Below are 16,747 nucleotides of genomic sequence, written 5' to 3'. Positions count from 1 at the left end.
CTCGGCCTCTCAGGGGGACTCGACGGAGGAGATGCGGTACTTCTCCACCTGCGCCACGCGGATCTCGGCCAGCTGGTCGGGCTCCTGGCCCGCGCCCCGGAAGCGCTGGAGGTGGGCGTCGGACTCCCACCGCTCGTACACGTTGATCCGGCCCGGCTCGATCGGGTCGGCGGCGAGCACGAAGTCCAGGCATCCGGGAGAGGACCGCGCCTGCCTGATGACGCCCAGGCACCCGTTCAGGTACCCCTCGCGGACCTCCGGGTCCACGTACAGCTTCCCGGACACGATGATCAAAGCGGCTCCCGAGACCGTCAGGCGGATGATCTCGGCACTCTACGCCTCCCGGCCGGCGCGGTCTCCATCACCGTGCCCGCCCGCGGCGACCGGCGGGCCGGCGGGGGCGCCCGGAGACCGGCGGGGAGGCGCGGAACGCCCTGCCCGTCCCGGGACCGGGCATAACGCTTGGCTGTGAACACCGTTCCCGGTTTGCTGCTTCCGTATCGCCTGTGGAACGCTCTGAGCAGGGCGAACGCCGACGATTGGGTGGGGATCAGGTGTCATCGGGTAGCAGGGTATCGACATGGTGGCGCCCCGGCCGGGTGATCGCCTCGGCCGCGGGCATCGCGACGGCGCTGGCACTGGCGAGTTGCTCCTCCGGCGGCGCCCCGGACCGGGCGGCCTCCCCCGCGCCGCAGTCCGCCACCCCGTCGCCCGCGGCGTCCGGGAGCGCGGCCCCGAAACCGCCGGCGGTGGACCCGTCCTGGCCGCGCTGGGGGTTCACCCACACCGGGGTCAGCGCCAACAACGTCACGCGGGAGTTCGAGCAGGACGTGGCCGGGGCGCTCGCCCGGACCCCGATGCTGCAGAACCAGCACATCATGGGGTTCGGGGTGCTCAACCCCCAGCCCTACCGGCAGGAGTTCTTCTGGGAGGACCTCGACAGCCGGACGAACCTCATGAAGCAGTCCGGCGGCACGCAGGTCATCACGCTCTGCTGCGCCCCCGACTGGATGAAGGGCGGTCCGGAGGGCCCGACCGAGGAGTCGGCCTGGGCCGAGCACCTGGAGGACGCCCCGTACCCCCAGCACTTCGACGACTTCGCCAAGCTCTCGGCGACCGTCGCCGAGAAGTACCGCGACGTCGAGTACTTCATGGTCTGGAACGAGTTCAAGGGCTTCTGGAAGGACCACTCCAAGCCCGCGGACTTCAAGGGCTATACCGAGCTCTACAACAAGGTCTACGACGCGGTGAAGGCGGTCCGGCCCGACGCCAAGATCGGCGGCCCCTACATCGGCTTCGACAGCAACAGGACCGGCGGGTCCGAGCTGCGCGGGCCGTGGGGGGTCGTCAACCAGAACGTCCTGGACGCCTTCACCTACTGGTTCGAGAACAAGAAGGGCGCCGACTTCATCGTGGTCGACGGCGCCTCGCTGACCGACGCCCACGAGCTGCTGCCCGACGAGTTCGGAGCACTGGACAAGTTCGGCGCGGTCACCACCTGGCTGCGGGACAAGACGGGCGACCTGCCGGTCTGGTGGGCGGAGTGGTACTTCGTCCCCGAGGACGGCACCACCTGGGCCGAGCCCAAGCGGCTCGCCGTCCAGGCCGCCTCGATGATCGAGTTCGCCGAGAGCGGCGCAGCCACCGCGCTGTACTGGAACCCGCAGACCAAGCAGGGCGCCTGCCAGGGCTGCATGTGGGACCCGAAGACCGGCGACCTGCTCCCGACCGGAAGGCTTCTGGGCGACTTCGCCACGTGGTTCCCCGCCGGAGCCGAGCTGGAGCGGGTCGCCTCCTCCGACTCCAAGGTCCGGGTGCTGGCGCAGCCGCGGAAGCTGGTGATGGTCAACACCGCCGACGCGGAGGTCACCACGACGGTGGACGGCGAGGAGTTCACCCTCAAGCCCTACGAGATCAGGTGGAGCGACCGCTAGGTCGCGCGTCGCGCCCCCGCCGCGGGGTCAGGGGCCGGTGAGGCGGCGCTCGCCGCGGGTGGTGACCACGAACACCTGCCAGTTGTAGTAGGCGTAGTAGTTCCTGATGTCCCGCCTGATCCGGCGCGCGTGCAGCAGCACCGCGTCGACGTACGCCCAGGAGTGGTTGTAGGCGTACAGCGCGCGCCGGTAGTCGCGCGGCGCCCCCGACGCGTGCAGGTAGTTGGCCGCGCCGAGCAGGGCGTCGCGGGTGTCGTGGACGTCGCCGCCCATCCCGTAGGCGTCCCAGGTGCCCGGCATGAACTGCATCGGCCCCTGGGCGCCGGTGTGGCTGGGTGAGCGCACGCGGCCGAACTTGGTCTCGACGAACATCACCGCCGCCAGCACCTCCCAGCCGACGCCGAACCGGCGCTCGGCGCGCCGGAAATGGCCGAGCAGGACGTCGGCGGGCTCGGGGGGCCGGACCTTGAACTTCGCCGGCCTGCTGACGGGGTGGACGAGGGAGAGCAGTTTCCGGATGGCCGTCACGTCGTCCTTCGCCGGCCCGGCCAGGGCCCTGGGCAGCCCGGCGTAGGTGCGGGAGGCGACCTGCGGGTTGCGGGCCAGGTGGCGGTAGATGCGCTGCTGGTACAGGGCCAGCAGCACCACCGGTTCCGGGGCCTGCCCGGTGGCGGGGTCCCCGTCGCGCGTCCAGGCGTCGACGGCCCGCCGGAGCTCCGCGGTGGTGGCGGCCAGGGCGCGGGCCAGCCGTGCCGGGTCCTTGGGGATCGCCGCGTCCGGGCCGGGCAGGGCGGGCGCCTGCCGTACGGACCCGGCCGCCGACGGCGTCGCCGTCCGCTCCGGGGCCTGCCGCATCGCCGTCCGGCCGGGAGGGGCCGGGGAGGCGGCGCCCTGCGCACCGGCGCAACCGGAGAGCACGAGGGCCAGGCAGACGAGCGAGGCGGCCACCGGCCTCCCCCGCGACCGGCCCGTGCGCGCGGGCGGCGCCCCGCCGTCCCGGGTGTCCTGCTGCGTGTGCGTCATCCGCCGGGCCGGCCGGTGGTCGTGCTCCGGCCGTACGGCTCCCGCGTACTGCTCCTTCACCGGCCCCAACGTACCCGAGCGGCTCCCTCCCGGGCCGTTTTCGCGCGCGACACGGCAAGCGGATCGCCGTACGGGAATCCGGCGGACCCGGCGGCGCCTCGTCCGCTACCGTCTCAAGAGAGCCCCCGAAACCAGGACGAGGACGAACACCCCATGAGGCGATGGACCGCTCTGGCAGCCGCCGTACTGATCGCGGTCGTGCCGGCCGCCGCGAGTCCCGCCGCCGCGCAGGCCGGTGCTCCCGACCCGGCGGACGCGCTCAAGCGGCAGCTCCGCAACGAGCGGGGCGTCCGGATCTCCGAGACCAACCGCTACTTCTTCGGCGGGAAGTCGACCGTCTCCGGGAGCGGGACCCGGATCAGCGGCGGCCTCCGGCTCTCCCCGTCCGGCCCGGTCGCCGCGGACTTCACCTGGCGCGACCTCCCCCGCCCGGAGGCCGGGGGACTCCCGTCCTCCGGCAAGCCGCTCCCCCACCGCGTGATCCGCGTCGGCAGAGCCGTGTACAACGCCGCCGACCGGCATCCCGGACCGGTTCCGGACGGCAAGGAGTGGATCCGGTACCCGAACGGCCACCGGGGAGGCATGGCCCAGGACATGGCCCGGGACGCCAGCCTGCAGCCGATCGACGTGTACGACCCGTCCGTGATGAGGGCCGTGCTGAAGCGCTCGACGGGCGGTCCCGTCTCCGGGGGGTTCCTCTACCGGGGCGCCATGAGCCACCGGGAGCTGAGCAGGGTCTCCAAGCACGCTGTCATCGGCTGGGCCTCGGGCCGGCCCATCGACGGCAAGAGCAGGGGAAAGGTCTCCTGGCGGCTCTGGACCGGCCGTGACGGCCTGCCCACCCGGCTGGTCACCGCCGACACCGTGGAAGCGGGGAAGGACGCGCTGGTCAAGCGGAGCGACACGCGATACACCGGCTGGGGGCGCTCCCTCGTCATCACCGCCCCGCCCGCCGGCGAGGTCATCGACGAAGCGGACCTGCTGGAGTACATCCGCGCGCAGAACACGCCCATTCCGGAGGACGCCGGGAACACCTGACGGGCCCCGCCCGCACAATCGTTCAAGACGGGCGCCGCCGCCTGCCGCTACAACCGTCCTGCCGGCATCCCACCGAGGGGCGCGGCGGAGGTGGATGGATGGACGTCGGTTTCCTCGGTCTCGGGCTCATGGGCCGGCCCATGGCGCTCAACCTGGTCCGCGCGGGTACGCCCCTCGTCGTCTGGAACCGCTCCCCGAGCCGGTGCGACGCCCTGCGCGCGGCCGGCGCGAGGGTGGCGGCGAGCCCCGCCGAGGTGTTCGAGCGGGCCCGCGTGGTGATCCTGATGCTGGCGGACGAGGCCGCGATCGACGCCGTGCTGGAGCGCGGGACACCCCGGTTCGGGGAGAAGGCCGCCGGGCACGTCGTCGTCCACATGGGGACCACCGCGCCCGGCTACTCGGCGGCGCTGGAAGCCGACGTCCGCGCCGCCGGAGGGGACTACGTCGAGGCCCCGGTCTCGGGGTCGCGCGGCCCCGCCGAGGCCGGGCGGCTGGTGGCGATGCTCGCCGGGGAGCCGGGGGCCGCCGAGGAGGTCCGGCCGCTGCTCCGGCCGATGTGCCACGAGACGGTGACGTGCGGCCCCGTCCCGTCGGCGTCACTGATGAAGCTCGCGGTCAACCTGTTCCTGATCACGATGGTGAGCGGTCTCGCCGAAGCCGTGCACTTCGCCGACCGGCACGGCCTCGATCCGGAGGTGTTCCTGCACGTGCTCGGCTCCGGGCCGATGGCCAGCGCGGTCTCCCGCACGAAGGCCGCCAAGCTGGCCGGGCGTGACTTCAGCCCCCAGGCGGCGATCGCCGACGTGCTGAAGAACAACCGGCTGATCGCGGAGGCCGCCCGCGGATCGGGGACGGCCTCGCCCCTGCTGGAGGTCTGCCTCGCCCTGTTCGGCGAGACGCTGGCGCTGGGGCACGGCGAGTCCGACATGGCGGCCGTCATCCACGCCATCGAGGCCAGGACCTCCCGGGCGGCGGAAGAACCGCGGTGACGGCCGTCCGCCCGGCGGTGGCCGCCGCGGCCCTCGCGAGTCCCCAGGACTCACGGTCCGGCGAGCGCCGCGGCCCACGCCGCCGGGGTGAGGCCGTAGGCCCGCTTGAACATCCTGGTCATGTGGCTCTGGTCGGCGAAGCCCGCCTCCAGCGCGGCCCCGGGCGGCGGCATGCCGCCGCGCAGCAGCCGGCGCACCCGGTCGAGCTGCCGCATCGTGCGGAAACGGGTCGGGCTGGTGCCGTACGCGGCGCGGAACTGGCGGGCGAGCGTCCACCGGTCCAGTCCCGAGAGCCGCTCGAACTCCTCCACGGAGTGCCGGGACACCGGGTCGTCGGCGATCAGTTCGCGCACGCGTGACAGCGCCTCCAGCGCCAGCGGGGACCGCCTTCCCGGACGGGCGGCGGAGTGCTTCTGCAGCATCTCCGTGACCAGCAGCACCACGTCGAGGCAGCCGAGGTCGTCGAACGGCTCGTCGATGTCCCGCAGGCACTCCGACAGCGGCGAACGCGCGTCGCGCCGCCTCACGACCGGATCGGCGACGAACGGCAGCGTCCGTCCGCCCAGCGCCTGCTGCACGAGGAACGGGTCGACGTAGAGGATCCGGTAGCCGAAGCCCTCGTCCGTGCCGGGCATGCCGTCGTGCACCTCGTCGGGATGCAGGACGTGCCAGTCGCCGGGCGTGCAGTGCCGCAGCTCGCCCCGGTAGCGGAACGTCTGCACACCCGCCAGAGTCACCCCGATCGCGTAGGTGTCGTGCCGGTGCGGCGCGAACCCCTCGCCGACCAGCGACGCCTCAAGCCGCTCGATCCCCGCGGCGCCGGAGCCGAACCGCAGCCGGTGCCCGCCCGTCCCCCCGGTCAGGTGGCGCCGCAGCCCGTCGAGGCCGCCCGCGTCGCCGCCGTCGCCGCGCCAACGTCCCACCCGTCCAGGGTAACCTCCGGCCTCCCCGGCGGCCGGTCCCTCGGACGGCCTCCTCAGCCGGGAGGCGGCAGGGTCCGCCCTCCGGCCGGGCCGGATCACTCCGCGGGGGCCGGCTCGACATGGTGATCATCGTAGGGGTGCTGGTCGGCACCGTGGTCGACGACGGTGCTGCAGCGGTACCGGACGAGCTCGATCACCGACGCCGGGTCGAGCTCGTCGTCTCCTCCCCCGTGGCCGCCCGGATCCAGGGCCGCGTCCACGTTGTAGTGCAGCAGGCCGTCGGCCAGGTAGTCGCGGCGGAAGTCGGTCGCCCACTGGGAGTTGTGCCCCCAGCCGTGCGAGAGGTCGTCGGTGGGCCGCGACCGGCGCCAGTAGGTCCAGTACAGGGTGGAGCGGTCGGCGACCCCCGCGACCAGATGCCGCGCCCCGGAGGTGACGACCACTCCGGCCCGCATCAGCAGCATCGAGCCCATCATGTATCCGGGCCAGCGCTCCCCGACGACGGCGGGCGGCTCGTCGGGGTCGTCCGCCTGCCGTACCTCGGCGATCTCGTGGAAGAACGGGTGGAATGCCCGCCGGTCGATCCGGTCCGCACCCAGTGCCTCGCAGAAGGCGGGGTAGGCGCCGACCGGCGGGTAGGCCTCGTCCGGGTCCGCCTCCGGATCCCCCGGAGGCCTCTCCTGGTAGTTCAGGATGAGCAGGTCGAGGATGCGGCTCATCGCGTACAACCGCACCAGCGGACCGTAGCCCCGCTCGGGGGGCTTCCCCAGAGGGATCCGGTGGCCTCCGGGACGGCCCGCCTCCCGCACCTCCGCCACGTGGGCCGGATGCTCCTCCAGCCACCGCCGCAGCTCGTCGGCCGACCCGGCGTTCCCCTCCCCACCGAGGATGTCCCCGTACAGGGTCCGCCAGTGGTCACCCGAGTGGACGTCGTCGTTCATACGCCCCAGGATCCTCTACGGAAGGCGTCTCCCCGCACCGATCCGCTCCGGAACACCTCGTCCAGATTCACGGGCGTGCCGTCCAGGCCGAAGAGCGCGAGCCGCTGCACGATCACCACCCTGCGGGCCGACCGTCGTCTCAACCGGCGGCGGACGGATACCGGGCCGCCGCGAGGTCGTCGGCGAGGTCCTTCATCGTGACGTCGGCGTTCAGCGCGGTGACCACCGGCTGCGTCAGCGGGTGGAGCGCGTACACGTGCCGCACCGCATCAAGATCCACGGAGATCTCGTAGTAGTCCTCGGCGAACCGCCGGAACGCCTCCGCAGACGGTTCGACCAGCAGCGCGAACAGGTGCGCCGCGCCGTCGGGGTCGCTGACGCCGTCCGGGTAGTCGATCTCACCGACCCGCCGGCGGTCGTCGCCGGTCGCGCGCCACAGGCAGGCGGTCACGACCGGCATGCCGCCCTCATCGCAGAACGCGGGCTCGGTCACGCAGTGGCGGAAGACCTCGGGGACGGAGTCGAGGACCCCCGGCCACGGCCCGTCATCACCGTACGGGCTCATCACCGCCTCGTGGTCGAAGCCGCGGATGCAGACACCCTCCGGAGAGAAGACGACGGCGGCCGGGACCCGGACCGGCATCGCAGAGTGGCGTCCGACCTGCGGTCCGGCCTCTCACCGGTGCCCGGCGTCTCCGGCCGCCCCTGCCCGCAGGGATCCGGGTCATCTCGGATCTCGCTTACGCGTAGTCGGCGCGCGGCTGGGTGATGCCGGGTCCGCCGGTGTGCGGTGTCGGCACGTAGCCCTCCGCGGGAGCCGGAAGGGCGTCGACGCAGGCCGGTGAGCAGGCGTTGACCAGGAGCGGCAGCACGTCGGTGCCGACCCGTGAGGAGATCCAGACCTGGTGGAGCCCGGTTTCTGCGATCGGCCGGTCGCAGACGCTGCACGCCCGGATCGCGTCGGTGCCCCATACCACGGGGTCGAGGTCGCCGATGTCGAGGTCGCGGGTCGACGCCCTGCCCGGTTGGAGCGGAGGGAACGGCGGCCGGATCTTGACGTTTCCGTACAGCGAGCGGGTACTGACCGTGCTGCCCTTCAGCTCCGGGCACCGGGTCAGCTCGTAGGGGAACCAGTGCAGGCGGTGCGAAGTGTAGGGGGTGAACTGCCGCAGGCCGGTCATCGCGCCGATCTCGGGCGGGATCCGCACCAGGTTGCTGCCGTAGAGCATCAGGTGCTTGACCTCGGTGAGCTTGGCGATGGTCGGCGGCAGGGTGATGATCTGGCGTCGTTCGCCCGGGCTGAGCTCGGCCAGGGGCCGGAACTCCTCCCGGCCGTCGGCCGCCGCCTCCTCCACGAGATCGAGCAGGTGGCGCCAGGCGGCGGACGCGGTGTCCTGACGCTGAGCGTGGAAGCGCACCGCGCGCGGGCGCCGGCGGACCCTGTGCTGGTCGAAGCACCGGCAGATCTCCTTGGCGGCGACACGTACGCCTTCGCTGACGGCGTCGGTCGGCCGGCCCGCGGTCGGGGGCGGGGTGGCGTCATCCTGCATGGACGCACGGTAGCGCGATCCGGCTCTCCTCTGATCGACCGGAACAACCGGCCCGCACAACAGGATGATCTTCCGCTTTTCCGGCGGACCGATCGCTCTCCCCCTTCCCCGTCCCGAGGTCGGCGGTGCCGTACGGCCGCCGCCGTCGAATCCGGCAGGGCCGCGCAGACCCCCGGCCGGACCGTCTCCGCCCGGCACCTCGACGAGGCCACGGCTGCCATGATGGCCAGGTGAACCAGAGCTCAGCAGCGCCGAGTCCGGTCATCCTCGGTATCGACGACCTGCGCTCCCTGCCCAGGGCCACCCGGATCGCCCGCACCAGCCGCGACGGCGTCCTGCTGCTTGAGACCCACCGCAACCGCGAAATCGACGAACTCTGGCTCGACCACGATCTGGGCGGGGACGACAGCATCATGCCCGTCGTGGCCCTGCTGGAAGAGGCCGTCCGCTACTGTCGCCCGAGTCGATCTACCGGCGAGCGGCGGAAACGGAGAGGGCACCATGGCTCAGGCAGCACACGCCGAGACACGCATCCCCGCAGGAGCGCTCCGTGTCGGGGCGGTCCTGGCGGCATCCGGTCCCGTCATCTCGAGAGCATTCAAGACCGGCCCAGCGGACATGAACACGGCGATCTGCTGGGGGAAAGTGGACGCCGGCCCCTTCTTCCCCATGCGAGGACCGGGATGGGAGGTGCTGTCCTGGGCCGAAGTCCTGCTGCCGGTGGCCCTGGCCGCGCTCCTGCTGCGGGCCCCACGCCGGACCACGTCCCTGGGAATCACCGCCGTCTGCGTCGTCCTCACGTATCGGACGCTGGTGGTCATCCTCCCGCCCGGCACCGATCCCGTCACCGGCCGGCCCCTCAGCGGGGAAGGGCCGTGGCTGTCGATCGCCTGCTACGCGGCGGCCGTCGCCGCCCTGCTCCTCTCAGCCCGATCGCCTCTGCCCCCGGTGCGGAAGGGAGCCCTGCTCTGGGCAGCGGCCACCGTCGCGGCGTCCTGGACGATCGGCAGGCTCTCCCTCCCCGGCGGTGAATTCACATCCTTCGGATGGTTCGCCTCCACGCCTGCGGAACTGCTGTGGAGGCAGCCGGGAGCATGGTCCTGCAAAGCCGACGCCGACGGCCTGCTGATCGTGCTTCTCGCGCTGACCGCGGCGGCGGGCACCGCCATGGCAGCCAGGTCCCGCCGCCGCATCACGTTGGGAACCGCCGTACTTCTCACCCTGGCCGCCTTCGAGGGGTTCGTCTGGGTTCTCATCATCGGCGGTGGGCAGCACTTCGCGGACGCGACCATGATGATCCGATGGCATCTGCTCCTCGCGGCGGCGCTCATCGCCGCAGGCGCCTTCCGGGACCGAAAGACCTCCACCGGCGCGTAAAGGCGGACGAGTCGGCCTGTAGGCCGGGTTCTAATTCCGCCAACCCGCGACCTGCGGCGGAATCCGCGATCAGGCTATTGAGCTGCGGGAACGTCTTCGTCATTTGCCGTTGCCTGCCACGGTCTGCGGACGCGATGTGCCCCCGATGTGCCCTCAGCCGAGCCTCTTGGGAGACGAGCCGCCGTGCCCGAACGAGGCATGCTCAGTCGGCCGACTGCCGAGTCCGCCGACGGACGTGCTCCAGACGAGCGGCGTCCCGCCCCGAATCACCGGTCCCCAGCGTCATCCGCCGCCGCAGGGTGTACTGAACGATCTCTCCCAGAGGCGCGTCCGGGGACTTCTCCCAGGACTTCGGCCGCTTCGCCAGCAGCCGCCGCTCGACCTCCTCCTCGGCGCCCTCATCGACGGCGCCGACGGCCGCTTCGAGGACCTGGCGCACCCGGTGCCTGTTCGCCCGATGAGGAGCGCGTTTGTTGCGCCGGATGTTCTTACGGGAGCTCTTGTCGTTCTCTCCGTAGGCGTTGCGGCGGTCCTTGGCATAACTCAGGCGCTTCTTCTCCTGCGGACTCCTACGCCTCAACATCCCTCCATGGGCTCAGGTTGCTCTGATCAAGAAGCTACCCGTCCGTCGTCGGCGAGATCGAGCCGATTTCCGCCGAGCTGGGTTCCGCCGTCGGCCTACCGGACATGCACCCTACGGACTTCCCGCGCTTGTTGATGTAGCGCGAACGCCACCGCCCTGACCAGGTCCTAGGTACGGCAGGCCTGGTCAGGGCGCGTTTTCATCTCTCGGCGTCTTCCGCTGATCCTCGGGGTTTCTCCCGGTCATGTGCCCTGGATGTGCCCTGCGCTGTCCCTCCAGCGAGGGCACGCGATCTCAACTGTGAGCGGTCACTCCAGCGATCCCGACGACTCACCGCCGGCCAGGTGCAGGTCACCCCCGAAGCTCCACGCGACCACGCTTCCCCCATCGAAGACGAACAGCGCCTCCACGCGCTGGGCGGGATCCGTGGTGTCGAACTTCTCCATCACGTGCACAAGCCCTTCTCCGACACGCCACGTGAAGGGAACATCGGCAGGAGCGGGAACGATGTCGACGCGGCTGCCGAGACCCGGCATCGCGTAGCTCTCCCCCGGCTCGTCCGGCCTGATCCGCAGCTCCCAGTCAGGCGCGACGTCGACCAGAACGGTCACCGATTCCAGGTGGAGCCAGACGTGCAGGAGTTCGGGGGTATCGGTTCCATGGGTGAACATGGCCGCGGTGACCGCGACCAGGCGCTGACGTTCCAGGCGGGAAAGATCCACTACTCGACTATCGCACCTGTCCAGGGCGGTGCTGGCACCCCACAGACCACCAGCCGCTGCTACCGTGACCTCCCCGTTTCCCGATGAGGAGCATCCCTGTGCCCAGACAGTCGACGACATCGCGGCAACGCGGCATGCGTTGGTGGTTCGGCGCGTTCGGGATGAGCGTCCTGGCGCCGGTCCTGTACGTCGTGCTGCGGGAGGCGGCCACCCATCACTTCGCCGTCTGCGCGGTCCTCAACAGTGGGGTGCGGTCCTGGCCGTCGGAGTCGTCGTCCGCGGTCCTGCAATGGTGGAGAGAGCTGAACGTCTTCGGTGGCGTCCCCGCCGAGATCATGTGGTTTCCACCCGTTCTCATGGTCATCGGAGGGCTCGCCGTCGCCCTGGCCGGCCGTACTCCGGGTGCCGTCATCGGCGGTGTCGTGACCGTGCCGGTCGGCCTTCTGTCCGCTTGTCTCCTGATGGAGAGCCTTTCCCATCTGGAGACGACCGCCGCCACATGCGGTATGTGGATCGCCCTCGGGGAGGTGTCCGTCAGCCTGGCCCTCGCCCTCAGTTACGGAATCGCAACGGGCATGGCCGTGCGGGGGACGATCGCATTCCGGACAACGGATCGGCGGCCTCAGTGAGGGACCTGCCCCTTGCACCCTTGCGGTTCTGAGTGGTCTACCAGTACCCGTCAGCTGCGAAAACGGCTCGATCACGCCACTGGCCCGGGATTACGCTTACGGGCGTCCGATGTCACCCCTTGCTGCTCTCCGGGCTCTCACGGAACAACGACGGAGGCTACCCCACGGCGATCCCCAAGAAGGGCTCGCGGCTCATCACGGTCGACGGCGACGCCTACCGCTGGCGGATCCGCCGCAAGCCCACGTACTGCCAGGGGAACGGCTGGGGGCCACTGACCTTCTCTGTCGAGGCAGCCGGGAGGCCGGGCCGCGTGCTCCTGGTGGCGCTTCCCTTCGCCCGGCCGGACGCCTGGCTCGGGGAGCGCACCACGACCGTACGGCCAGCGCTCGTGGCGGCGATCATACGGACGGCCCTGGAACGCGGCTGGGATCCGCAGCGGGCGGGCAGCACCTTCACCCTGGATCTTAGCGAGGACGACCTGGCCGACATGATGAGCAGAGATCCGCCTTCCTACGGAGTCCCGTTCATGCGGAGATGACCGGTTCCCGAAGCGAGCGACCGGCCGCCGGGCCCTGCCGGAGATCGGCATGGTTCACTCGGTCGTGACCTCGTCCAGCCACAGGCGGCGGCTGAAGCCGCCCCGCTCGACCCGCTTACGACGCGCCGCCTCCTGGACCTGTTCGTCGGAGAACCCGAGGACCTCGGTGAGGGCCATCAACACCTCGTGGATGTCGGCCAACTCCCCCAGACGATCGCCGGGCTCAGCCTGGCGCAACTCTTCGGCCTCCTCGGCGAGCTTGGCGGTCAGCGCGGGAACCAGTTCGGCCTCGTCGAGGACGCGGACCGTGGCCGTCTTGCCAGCGGCCTCGATGATCTCCGGGATCCGGTCCCGGACCAGCTTGCCGTAGACGATCCGCTGACCCTGGCTCAAAATGTCACCCTCCTGGCCGATACTGCCCACGTGGATTACCGACGCGGTGTGGTCACCGCCGAAAGCGTATGGCGTGCCATCGTGCTGTACGGCGCCAACTCGGCCACCTACAAGTTCGCCTTCGGCGCGACCCTGCTGGAGACCGCCGCCACCGGCCGCACCCACGTCACCCTGGAGGAGCTCGCGCCGCGCTACGCCGAGCTGCTCTGCCAGGCCCTGGAGCGCCAGCCCCGCCAGAACATCTCCGGCCGCAGCCGGTTCCTGGATGCCTGCCGCGACTTCAACGCCGGCGACCTCGACCGCGACGCCCTGTACGCGCGGACTGTGCGGCTCGGCTTCGCCAACGTCATCGACGCCTTCCCCCAGCTCGGCGGCGCCCCGGCACCGGTGCGCTACTACGAGGACCGGCGCAGGCACGCTGTCGCCCCGGGCCTGGTGCTGCGCGATGAGCTCCTTGAGCTGGCCCGGTCGGTGCACGCTCCCGCTCTTGACGTCGAGACCGCCGCCCGCTGGCGGCTGGTGGAAACCGCGTGGGCGACCGGCGTCGCCGGGGCCGTCCTGGCTCCCGCGCTGGTCTACGACCCCGGCACCCAGCACCTGGTCCTGCAGACCAAGCAGCGCCGCAGAAGCGTCACCGGCGTCGTCGCCGCCCTCAACGGCTACCAGGACGGCCGCTGCGCCTACTGCGACCGGCTCATGACCCAGGAGAGCACGGGCTCCGGACCGGTGGTCGAGCACGTCCTGCCGTGGAAGCTGCTCACCCGCTCCTGGGCCGGCCCCGACGTCGATGCCGTCTGGAACCTGGTGCTGTCGTGCAAGCCCTGCAACGACGCCAAGCGGGACCGGGCCCCGCACGAGACCTGGATGACCTGGCTGGAGCAGCGCAACAACGACCTCATCGAATCGCGTCACCCGCTGCGCGAGGTCCTCATGGCCCAGACCGGCGCAACCGTGACCGTCCGGCACGCCACCCTCAAGCGCGCCTACCAGCAGGCGACAGAACTACTGCCAGCTGTGTGGACACCACCCACAAGCATGCACACCGCGTCCTAGCCATCTGATCCGTAGCCAGTTCGGGCTCGTCCACGGGCGTCCATCGCCGTCAGAAGCGCCTGCTCAATGACCTCTTCAGCTTGATCGAGTTCCATCGGCATACACCGACGTCCATGAACGTTGTTAGTAAGATCGGCCAGGCCTCAGCCCTCCCGAGACGGCTGCCGGTGCCGCCGCTCAGAGGTCAACCGGTCCGCTGCACCGCAGGCACGAACCCGCCCTGGGCCTTCCCACCGGCGGCCAGGGCCGCCCAGTCGTCCACCGTGCTGTGCGAGTCGACGACCAGCACGACCGCACCACCGGCTCGGTCCACGGCTTCCAGCCATGCGAAGCGCTCTTCGGCCTCCTCGGGAGAGGTCATACCATCAACGAAGATCCCGGCATCATCAGGACCGTCGACCACCGAGGCGGTCAGGCCAGCGAGGATACACCAGCCGTCACAGGGCAACGGCCTGCCCGCATCGAGCTGAAAAACGGGAAGCTTCTCGACCGGGTCAGTCGAGACAAGAACTAGCGTCGGCACGGCGCCGCCGAGGTAACCAGTGTTCTCACGAGGAATGTAGAGCGGCACTCAGCGAGTATCCCATCCATCACCATGCCTACCGCCCGAGCCGTCGCGACCAGCGCATGGATAGGGGCGGGCCACTCACGCTTGTATCGTGCCGACCGTGACGCACTCCGACTGGTCAGATGTACGCGAACGGCTTGCACAACTGTCCGCCGCTCCTGGTGCCGACGCGGTGTTCGGCTCTGCGAGCCACGGCTGGACCCTTGAGCCGCCGCTGAGGGCCGATGACCTTGCTGAGGTGGAGGCACAGCTCCGGATAGAGCTCCCCAGCGAGTACCGGTCCTTCCTGCTGCAGGCCGGACGCGGCGGAGCCGGACCCGCCTACGGGATCTTCCCCTTGCGTCACGTGGACGGACGGTGGCGTTGGGAGGGTGACGGCGCCGACCTCACGGACCTGGACACGCTGGACCAGCCGTTTCCCCATACCGAGGCGTTCAACCCGGCCGACGGTCTGCCCGCACCGCCTGACGAGGAAGACTTCAATTCCGCGGAGGAATTCAATGCGGCCGAGGATGCGTACTGGGAGCAGCACGACGCGGTCGTCCACCATACTCGGCATTCGATCGGGCTGCTGTATCTGTGCCATCTCGGCTGTGCTCTGCGGGAGGCCCTGGTGGTCAGTGGCCCAGCCCGGGGCCAGATGTGGGCGGACGGCACCGCCGACGACGATGGGTTCCGCCCGCTCTCCGCCGACGATGGAAAGCCGCTCGGGTTCGCCCGTTGGTACCGGCGATGGCTGGACGCAGCAGAAGATCAGACGTCACGCGGCGTCCGCTGAGGCCACCGGCCCGACCTCAGGTAACGCTCCTCGCGGGACGCGAACGGATCCATCAGTTACCTACCACACGGCCGAGATCAGACGCCGGAAGTTCTGCGGCAATACGAGCGTCCACTTTTCAGGCGGAGCGATCACCCTTGTCGGGCACCGGACACCGTGGTCAGAGGATGGTGGGCGGTGGCCGAGGTGAGCCCGGGTGCGGGGACGTTGCTGTCAGTCCTGCTGTCACCACACTCATCCGAAACCATGGCTGGCCACATCCGATGATCATTAAGAGGTAGCATCGGTTTCCCTCTTCCGCCTCACGCCAAGGATGTCAATGTCCCGTCTGATCGAACGCCTGTCAGACACGGTCGCGATCGATTTCGGCCAGTTCATGGTCATCGACCTTGATGGAGCCAACGGGCAGCCGGAGGGGACCGAGGGCCTTTTCGAGCTCGCGGATCGGGCGAGTATGACCGACTGGTTCCTGGCCGGCGCGAACGCCGCCATCATCAGCAGCCAGGCTGAGTCCTGGCACAGCGTCGACGTCACCGTTGAGCGCTGGGACGGCCTGCCACCCGACGACACCGACCAGTGGAGCAGAAGCGAGACGGCAGAGTTCTACTCCAGCTCAGGCAAGCTGCGGTTGACCGGAGTTCACGGTCACTCCTCCGAAAAGATCATCGATCTGTGCGAACAGGCTCGCACCTGGCTCGTTTGCGCGAGTGTTCGCCCCGGCTCCGGTGCCCACTACCCAGAAGAAGGCCTTCCCGAAGGACTGGAGGCGTACCGGCTGCGGTTCTGGCCTGCAAGCCCCTGACCTTCTGTTTACAAGGGAAGGGCGGCATGCACGTCACGCGACCCGGGTCCTGGTCAGGCGGTAGATGCGGGCCGGTGGCGCGTGACCGCGTAAGGCGGTGTTGCTGTACGGCGCTGCTGTACCGCACTCCCCCGCGAGCCACGGCGCGCCCCTCGGTCAGCGTTCGTCGTGCAGGATTTCCATCGCCTGGAGCACGTCCGTGACGACGTGGTCAGCTTGGTGCTCCTCTCCCGGCCAAGTCCCCCGGTCGATCCAGACCGTACGAAGGCCGGCGGCCCGTCCTCCACTGATGTCAGCGACGGGGTGGTCACCGACCATCCACCCCTCGGCGCCCAGCGTCGTGCCACATCGCCGGGCGGCGATCTCGAACAGGCCGACATCCGGCTTGCGAATGCCTTCGAGTCCCGAGAGCGTGTAGGCGTCGACGGCCTCGGCCAGTCCCGTTCGCTGAATCTTGCCAAGCTGGTTGTCCGCCGTCCCGTTCATCACCTCAGGCCGACAGCGCACCAGGTACGGCATGAGCTGCCGATAGCCGCTCCACAGCTCCCCAACCGACTCCGATAGGGCGAAGTGCTCACGAACCTTGCCGAAGAAGACCTCACGGTGCGGGTAGCCCACCCGGTCGAGATCGAGCAGCCACTCAACCGCCTCATGCCCAAGACCGTGCTCCTCAACGAACTCCGCGGTCCATGCCTGGAACGCCTCGTCCAGATTCACGAGCGTGTTGTCCAAGTCGAAGAAGACGAACTTCTGGAGTTGCCCCGGTTCGGTAGACACATCAGGGCTTGCGACTACGCGGCAGCATAGCCGTCTTGATGGACGTTCTTGAGGGCCTGTCGGCGCTC

20 protein-coding genes and 1 pseudogene are annotated in these 16,747 nt (G+C 70.2%); 10 read left to right on the top strand and 11 right to left on the bottom strand.

Annotated elements, in window-relative coordinates:
* Positions 1–9: 9 nt before the first annotated feature.
* Positions 10–285, bottom strand: a complete 276-nt coding sequence (locus FHS22_RS17440) for a putative quinol monooxygenase (protein ID WP_338047806.1) — start codon at positions 283–285, stop codon at positions 10–12.
* A gap of 314 nt (positions 286–599) precedes the next feature.
* Between FHS22_RS17440 and FHS22_RS17435 the strand changes: the two genes are divergently transcribed.
* Positions 600–1,934, top strand: coding sequence for a xylan 1,4-beta-xylosidase (locus FHS22_RS17435; RefSeq protein WP_184942945.1), 1,335 nt, complete (start codon positions 600–602; stop codon positions 1,932–1,934).
* A 27-nt stretch (positions 1,935–1,961) separates the two neighbouring features.
* On the opposite strand, the gene FHS22_RS17430 is transcribed toward FHS22_RS17435, so the two are convergent.
* Positions 1,962–3,017 carry a transglycosylase SLT domain-containing protein gene (locus FHS22_RS17430; protein WP_184942943.1) on the bottom strand — a complete coding sequence of 352 codons (1,056 nt, stop codon included), beginning with the start codon at positions 3,015–3,017 and terminating at the stop codon, positions 1,962–1,964.
* Positions 3,018–3,170: 153 nt separating this feature from the next.
* Here FHS22_RS17430 and FHS22_RS17425 point away from each other — a divergent pair, with 153 nt between their 5' ends.
* Positions 3,171–4,055 (top strand): hypothetical protein, encoded by an 885-nt coding sequence (locus tag FHS22_RS17425; protein ID WP_184942942.1) that lies wholly within the window; start codon positions 3,171–3,173, stop codon positions 4,053–4,055.
* A 98-nt stretch (positions 4,056–4,153) separates the two neighbouring features.
* Positions 4,154–5,044 carry an NAD(P)-dependent oxidoreductase gene (locus FHS22_RS17420; protein ID WP_184942940.1) on the top strand — a complete coding sequence of 297 codons (891 nt, stop codon included), beginning with the start codon at positions 4,154–4,156 and terminating at the stop codon, positions 5,042–5,044.
* A gap of 50 nt (positions 5,045–5,094) precedes the next feature.
* Here FHS22_RS17420 and FHS22_RS17415 read toward each other — a convergent pair whose 3' ends face one another.
* The 4 genes from FHS22_RS17415 to FHS22_RS17400 form a co-directional block, all read right to left on the bottom strand.
* Complete coding sequence (locus FHS22_RS17415) at positions 5,095–5,967, bottom strand: AraC family transcriptional regulator (protein WP_338047789.1); 873 nt, start codon at positions 5,965–5,967, stop codon at positions 5,095–5,097.
* A 95-nt stretch (positions 5,968–6,062) separates the two neighbouring features.
* Positions 6,063–6,908 (bottom strand): hypothetical protein, encoded by an 846-nt coding sequence (locus FHS22_RS17410; protein ID WP_184942939.1) that lies wholly within the window; start codon positions 6,906–6,908, stop codon positions 6,063–6,065.
* 139 nt (positions 6,909–7,047) lie between these two features.
* Entirely contained in the window at positions 7,048–7,551 is a 504-nt protein-coding gene (locus tag FHS22_RS17405; protein ID WP_184942937.1) for a hypothetical protein, read from the bottom strand.
* A gap of 97 nt (positions 7,552–7,648) precedes the next feature.
* Positions 7,649–8,458, bottom strand: coding sequence for a hypothetical protein (locus tag FHS22_RS17400; RefSeq protein WP_221473758.1), 810 nt, complete (start codon positions 8,456–8,458; stop codon positions 7,649–7,651).
* A 125-nt stretch (positions 8,459–8,583) separates the two neighbouring features.
* Between FHS22_RS17400 and FHS22_RS39625 the strand changes: the two are divergent.
* Together FHS22_RS39625 and FHS22_RS17395 are read left to right on the top strand one after the other, a co-directional pair.
* Positions 8,584–8,898, top strand: a pseudogene (locus FHS22_RS39625) (cyclic-phosphate processing receiver domain-containing protein); the annotation flags it as partial.
* A 229-nt stretch (positions 8,899–9,127) separates the two neighbouring features.
* Positions 9,128–9,835 carry a hypothetical protein gene (locus FHS22_RS17395; protein ID WP_184942936.1) on the top strand — a complete coding sequence of 236 codons (708 nt, stop codon included), beginning with the start codon at positions 9,128–9,130 and terminating at the stop codon, positions 9,833–9,835.
* Positions 9,836–10,037: 202 nt separating this feature from the next.
* Here FHS22_RS17395 and FHS22_RS17390 read toward each other — a convergent pair whose 3' ends face one another.
* Positions 10,038–10,418: a hypothetical protein gene (locus FHS22_RS17390; RefSeq protein WP_184942934.1), complete on the bottom strand. Its 381-nt coding sequence runs from the start codon at positions 10,416–10,418 to the stop codon at positions 10,038–10,040.
* Positions 10,419–10,726: 308 nt separating this feature from the next.
* A complete protein-coding gene (locus tag FHS22_RS17385) occupies positions 10,727–11,140 on the bottom strand; it encodes a hypothetical protein (protein WP_338047788.1) in 414 nt (137 codons plus the stop codon).
* A 98-nt stretch (positions 11,141–11,238) separates the two neighbouring features.
* Here FHS22_RS17385 and FHS22_RS17380 point away from each other — a divergent pair, with 98 nt between their 5' ends.
* Positions 11,239–11,769, top strand: a complete 531-nt coding sequence (locus FHS22_RS17380; protein ID WP_221473757.1) for a hypothetical protein — start codon at positions 11,239–11,241, stop codon at positions 11,767–11,769.
* A gap of 119 nt (positions 11,770–11,888) precedes the next feature.
* Positions 11,889–12,308: a hypothetical protein gene (locus tag FHS22_RS17375; RefSeq protein ID WP_221473756.1), complete on the top strand. Its 420-nt coding sequence runs from the start codon at positions 11,889–11,891 to the stop codon at positions 12,306–12,308.
* A gap of 54 nt (positions 12,309–12,362) precedes the next feature.
* On the opposite strand, the gene FHS22_RS17370 is transcribed toward FHS22_RS17375, so the two are convergent.
* A complete protein-coding gene (locus tag FHS22_RS17370; protein WP_184942931.1) occupies positions 12,363–12,701 on the bottom strand; it encodes a nucleoside triphosphate pyrophosphohydrolase in 339 nt (112 codons plus the stop codon).
* Between the two features lie 30 nt (positions 12,702–12,731).
* Here FHS22_RS17370 and FHS22_RS39275 point away from each other — a divergent pair, with 30 nt between their 5' ends.
* Positions 12,732–13,754 carry an HNH endonuclease domain-containing protein gene (locus tag FHS22_RS39275; protein ID WP_184942929.1) on the top strand — a complete coding sequence of 341 codons (1,023 nt, stop codon included), beginning with the start codon at positions 12,732–12,734 and terminating at the stop codon, positions 13,752–13,754.
* A gap of 184 nt (positions 13,755–13,938) precedes the next feature.
* Here the strand turns inward: FHS22_RS39275 and FHS22_RS17360 are convergent, their stop codons facing one another.
* Positions 13,939–14,325, bottom strand: coding sequence for a hypothetical protein (locus FHS22_RS17360; RefSeq protein WP_184942927.1), 387 nt, complete (start codon positions 14,323–14,325; stop codon positions 13,939–13,941).
* Positions 14,326–14,422: 97 nt separating this feature from the next.
* Here FHS22_RS17360 and FHS22_RS17355 point away from each other — a divergent pair, with 97 nt between their 5' ends.
* Positions 14,423–15,100 carry an SMI1/KNR4 family protein gene (locus tag FHS22_RS17355; protein ID WP_184942925.1) on the top strand — a complete coding sequence of 226 codons (678 nt, stop codon included), beginning with the start codon at positions 14,423–14,425 and terminating at the stop codon, positions 15,098–15,100.
* A gap of 319 nt (positions 15,101–15,419) precedes the next feature.
* Entirely contained in the window at positions 15,420–15,902 is a 483-nt protein-coding gene (locus FHS22_RS17350; protein ID WP_184942923.1) for a hypothetical protein, read from the top strand.
* A gap of 156 nt (positions 15,903–16,058) precedes the next feature.
* Here the strand turns inward: FHS22_RS17350 and FHS22_RS17345 are convergent.
* The coding region (locus FHS22_RS17345; RefSeq protein ID WP_260408028.1) for an HAD family hydrolase at positions 16,059–16,747 on the bottom strand (689 nt) is incomplete at its 5' end.

It is taken from the genome of Thiemannella venezuelensis, assembly GCF_014203605.1.
In the GTDB taxonomy this organism is placed as follows: Bacteria; Actinomycetota; Actinomycetes; order Streptosporangiales; family Streptosporangiaceae; genus Planomonospora_A; species Planomonospora_A venezuelensis.
This window is presented reverse-complemented; position numbering and strand designations above follow the sequence as displayed.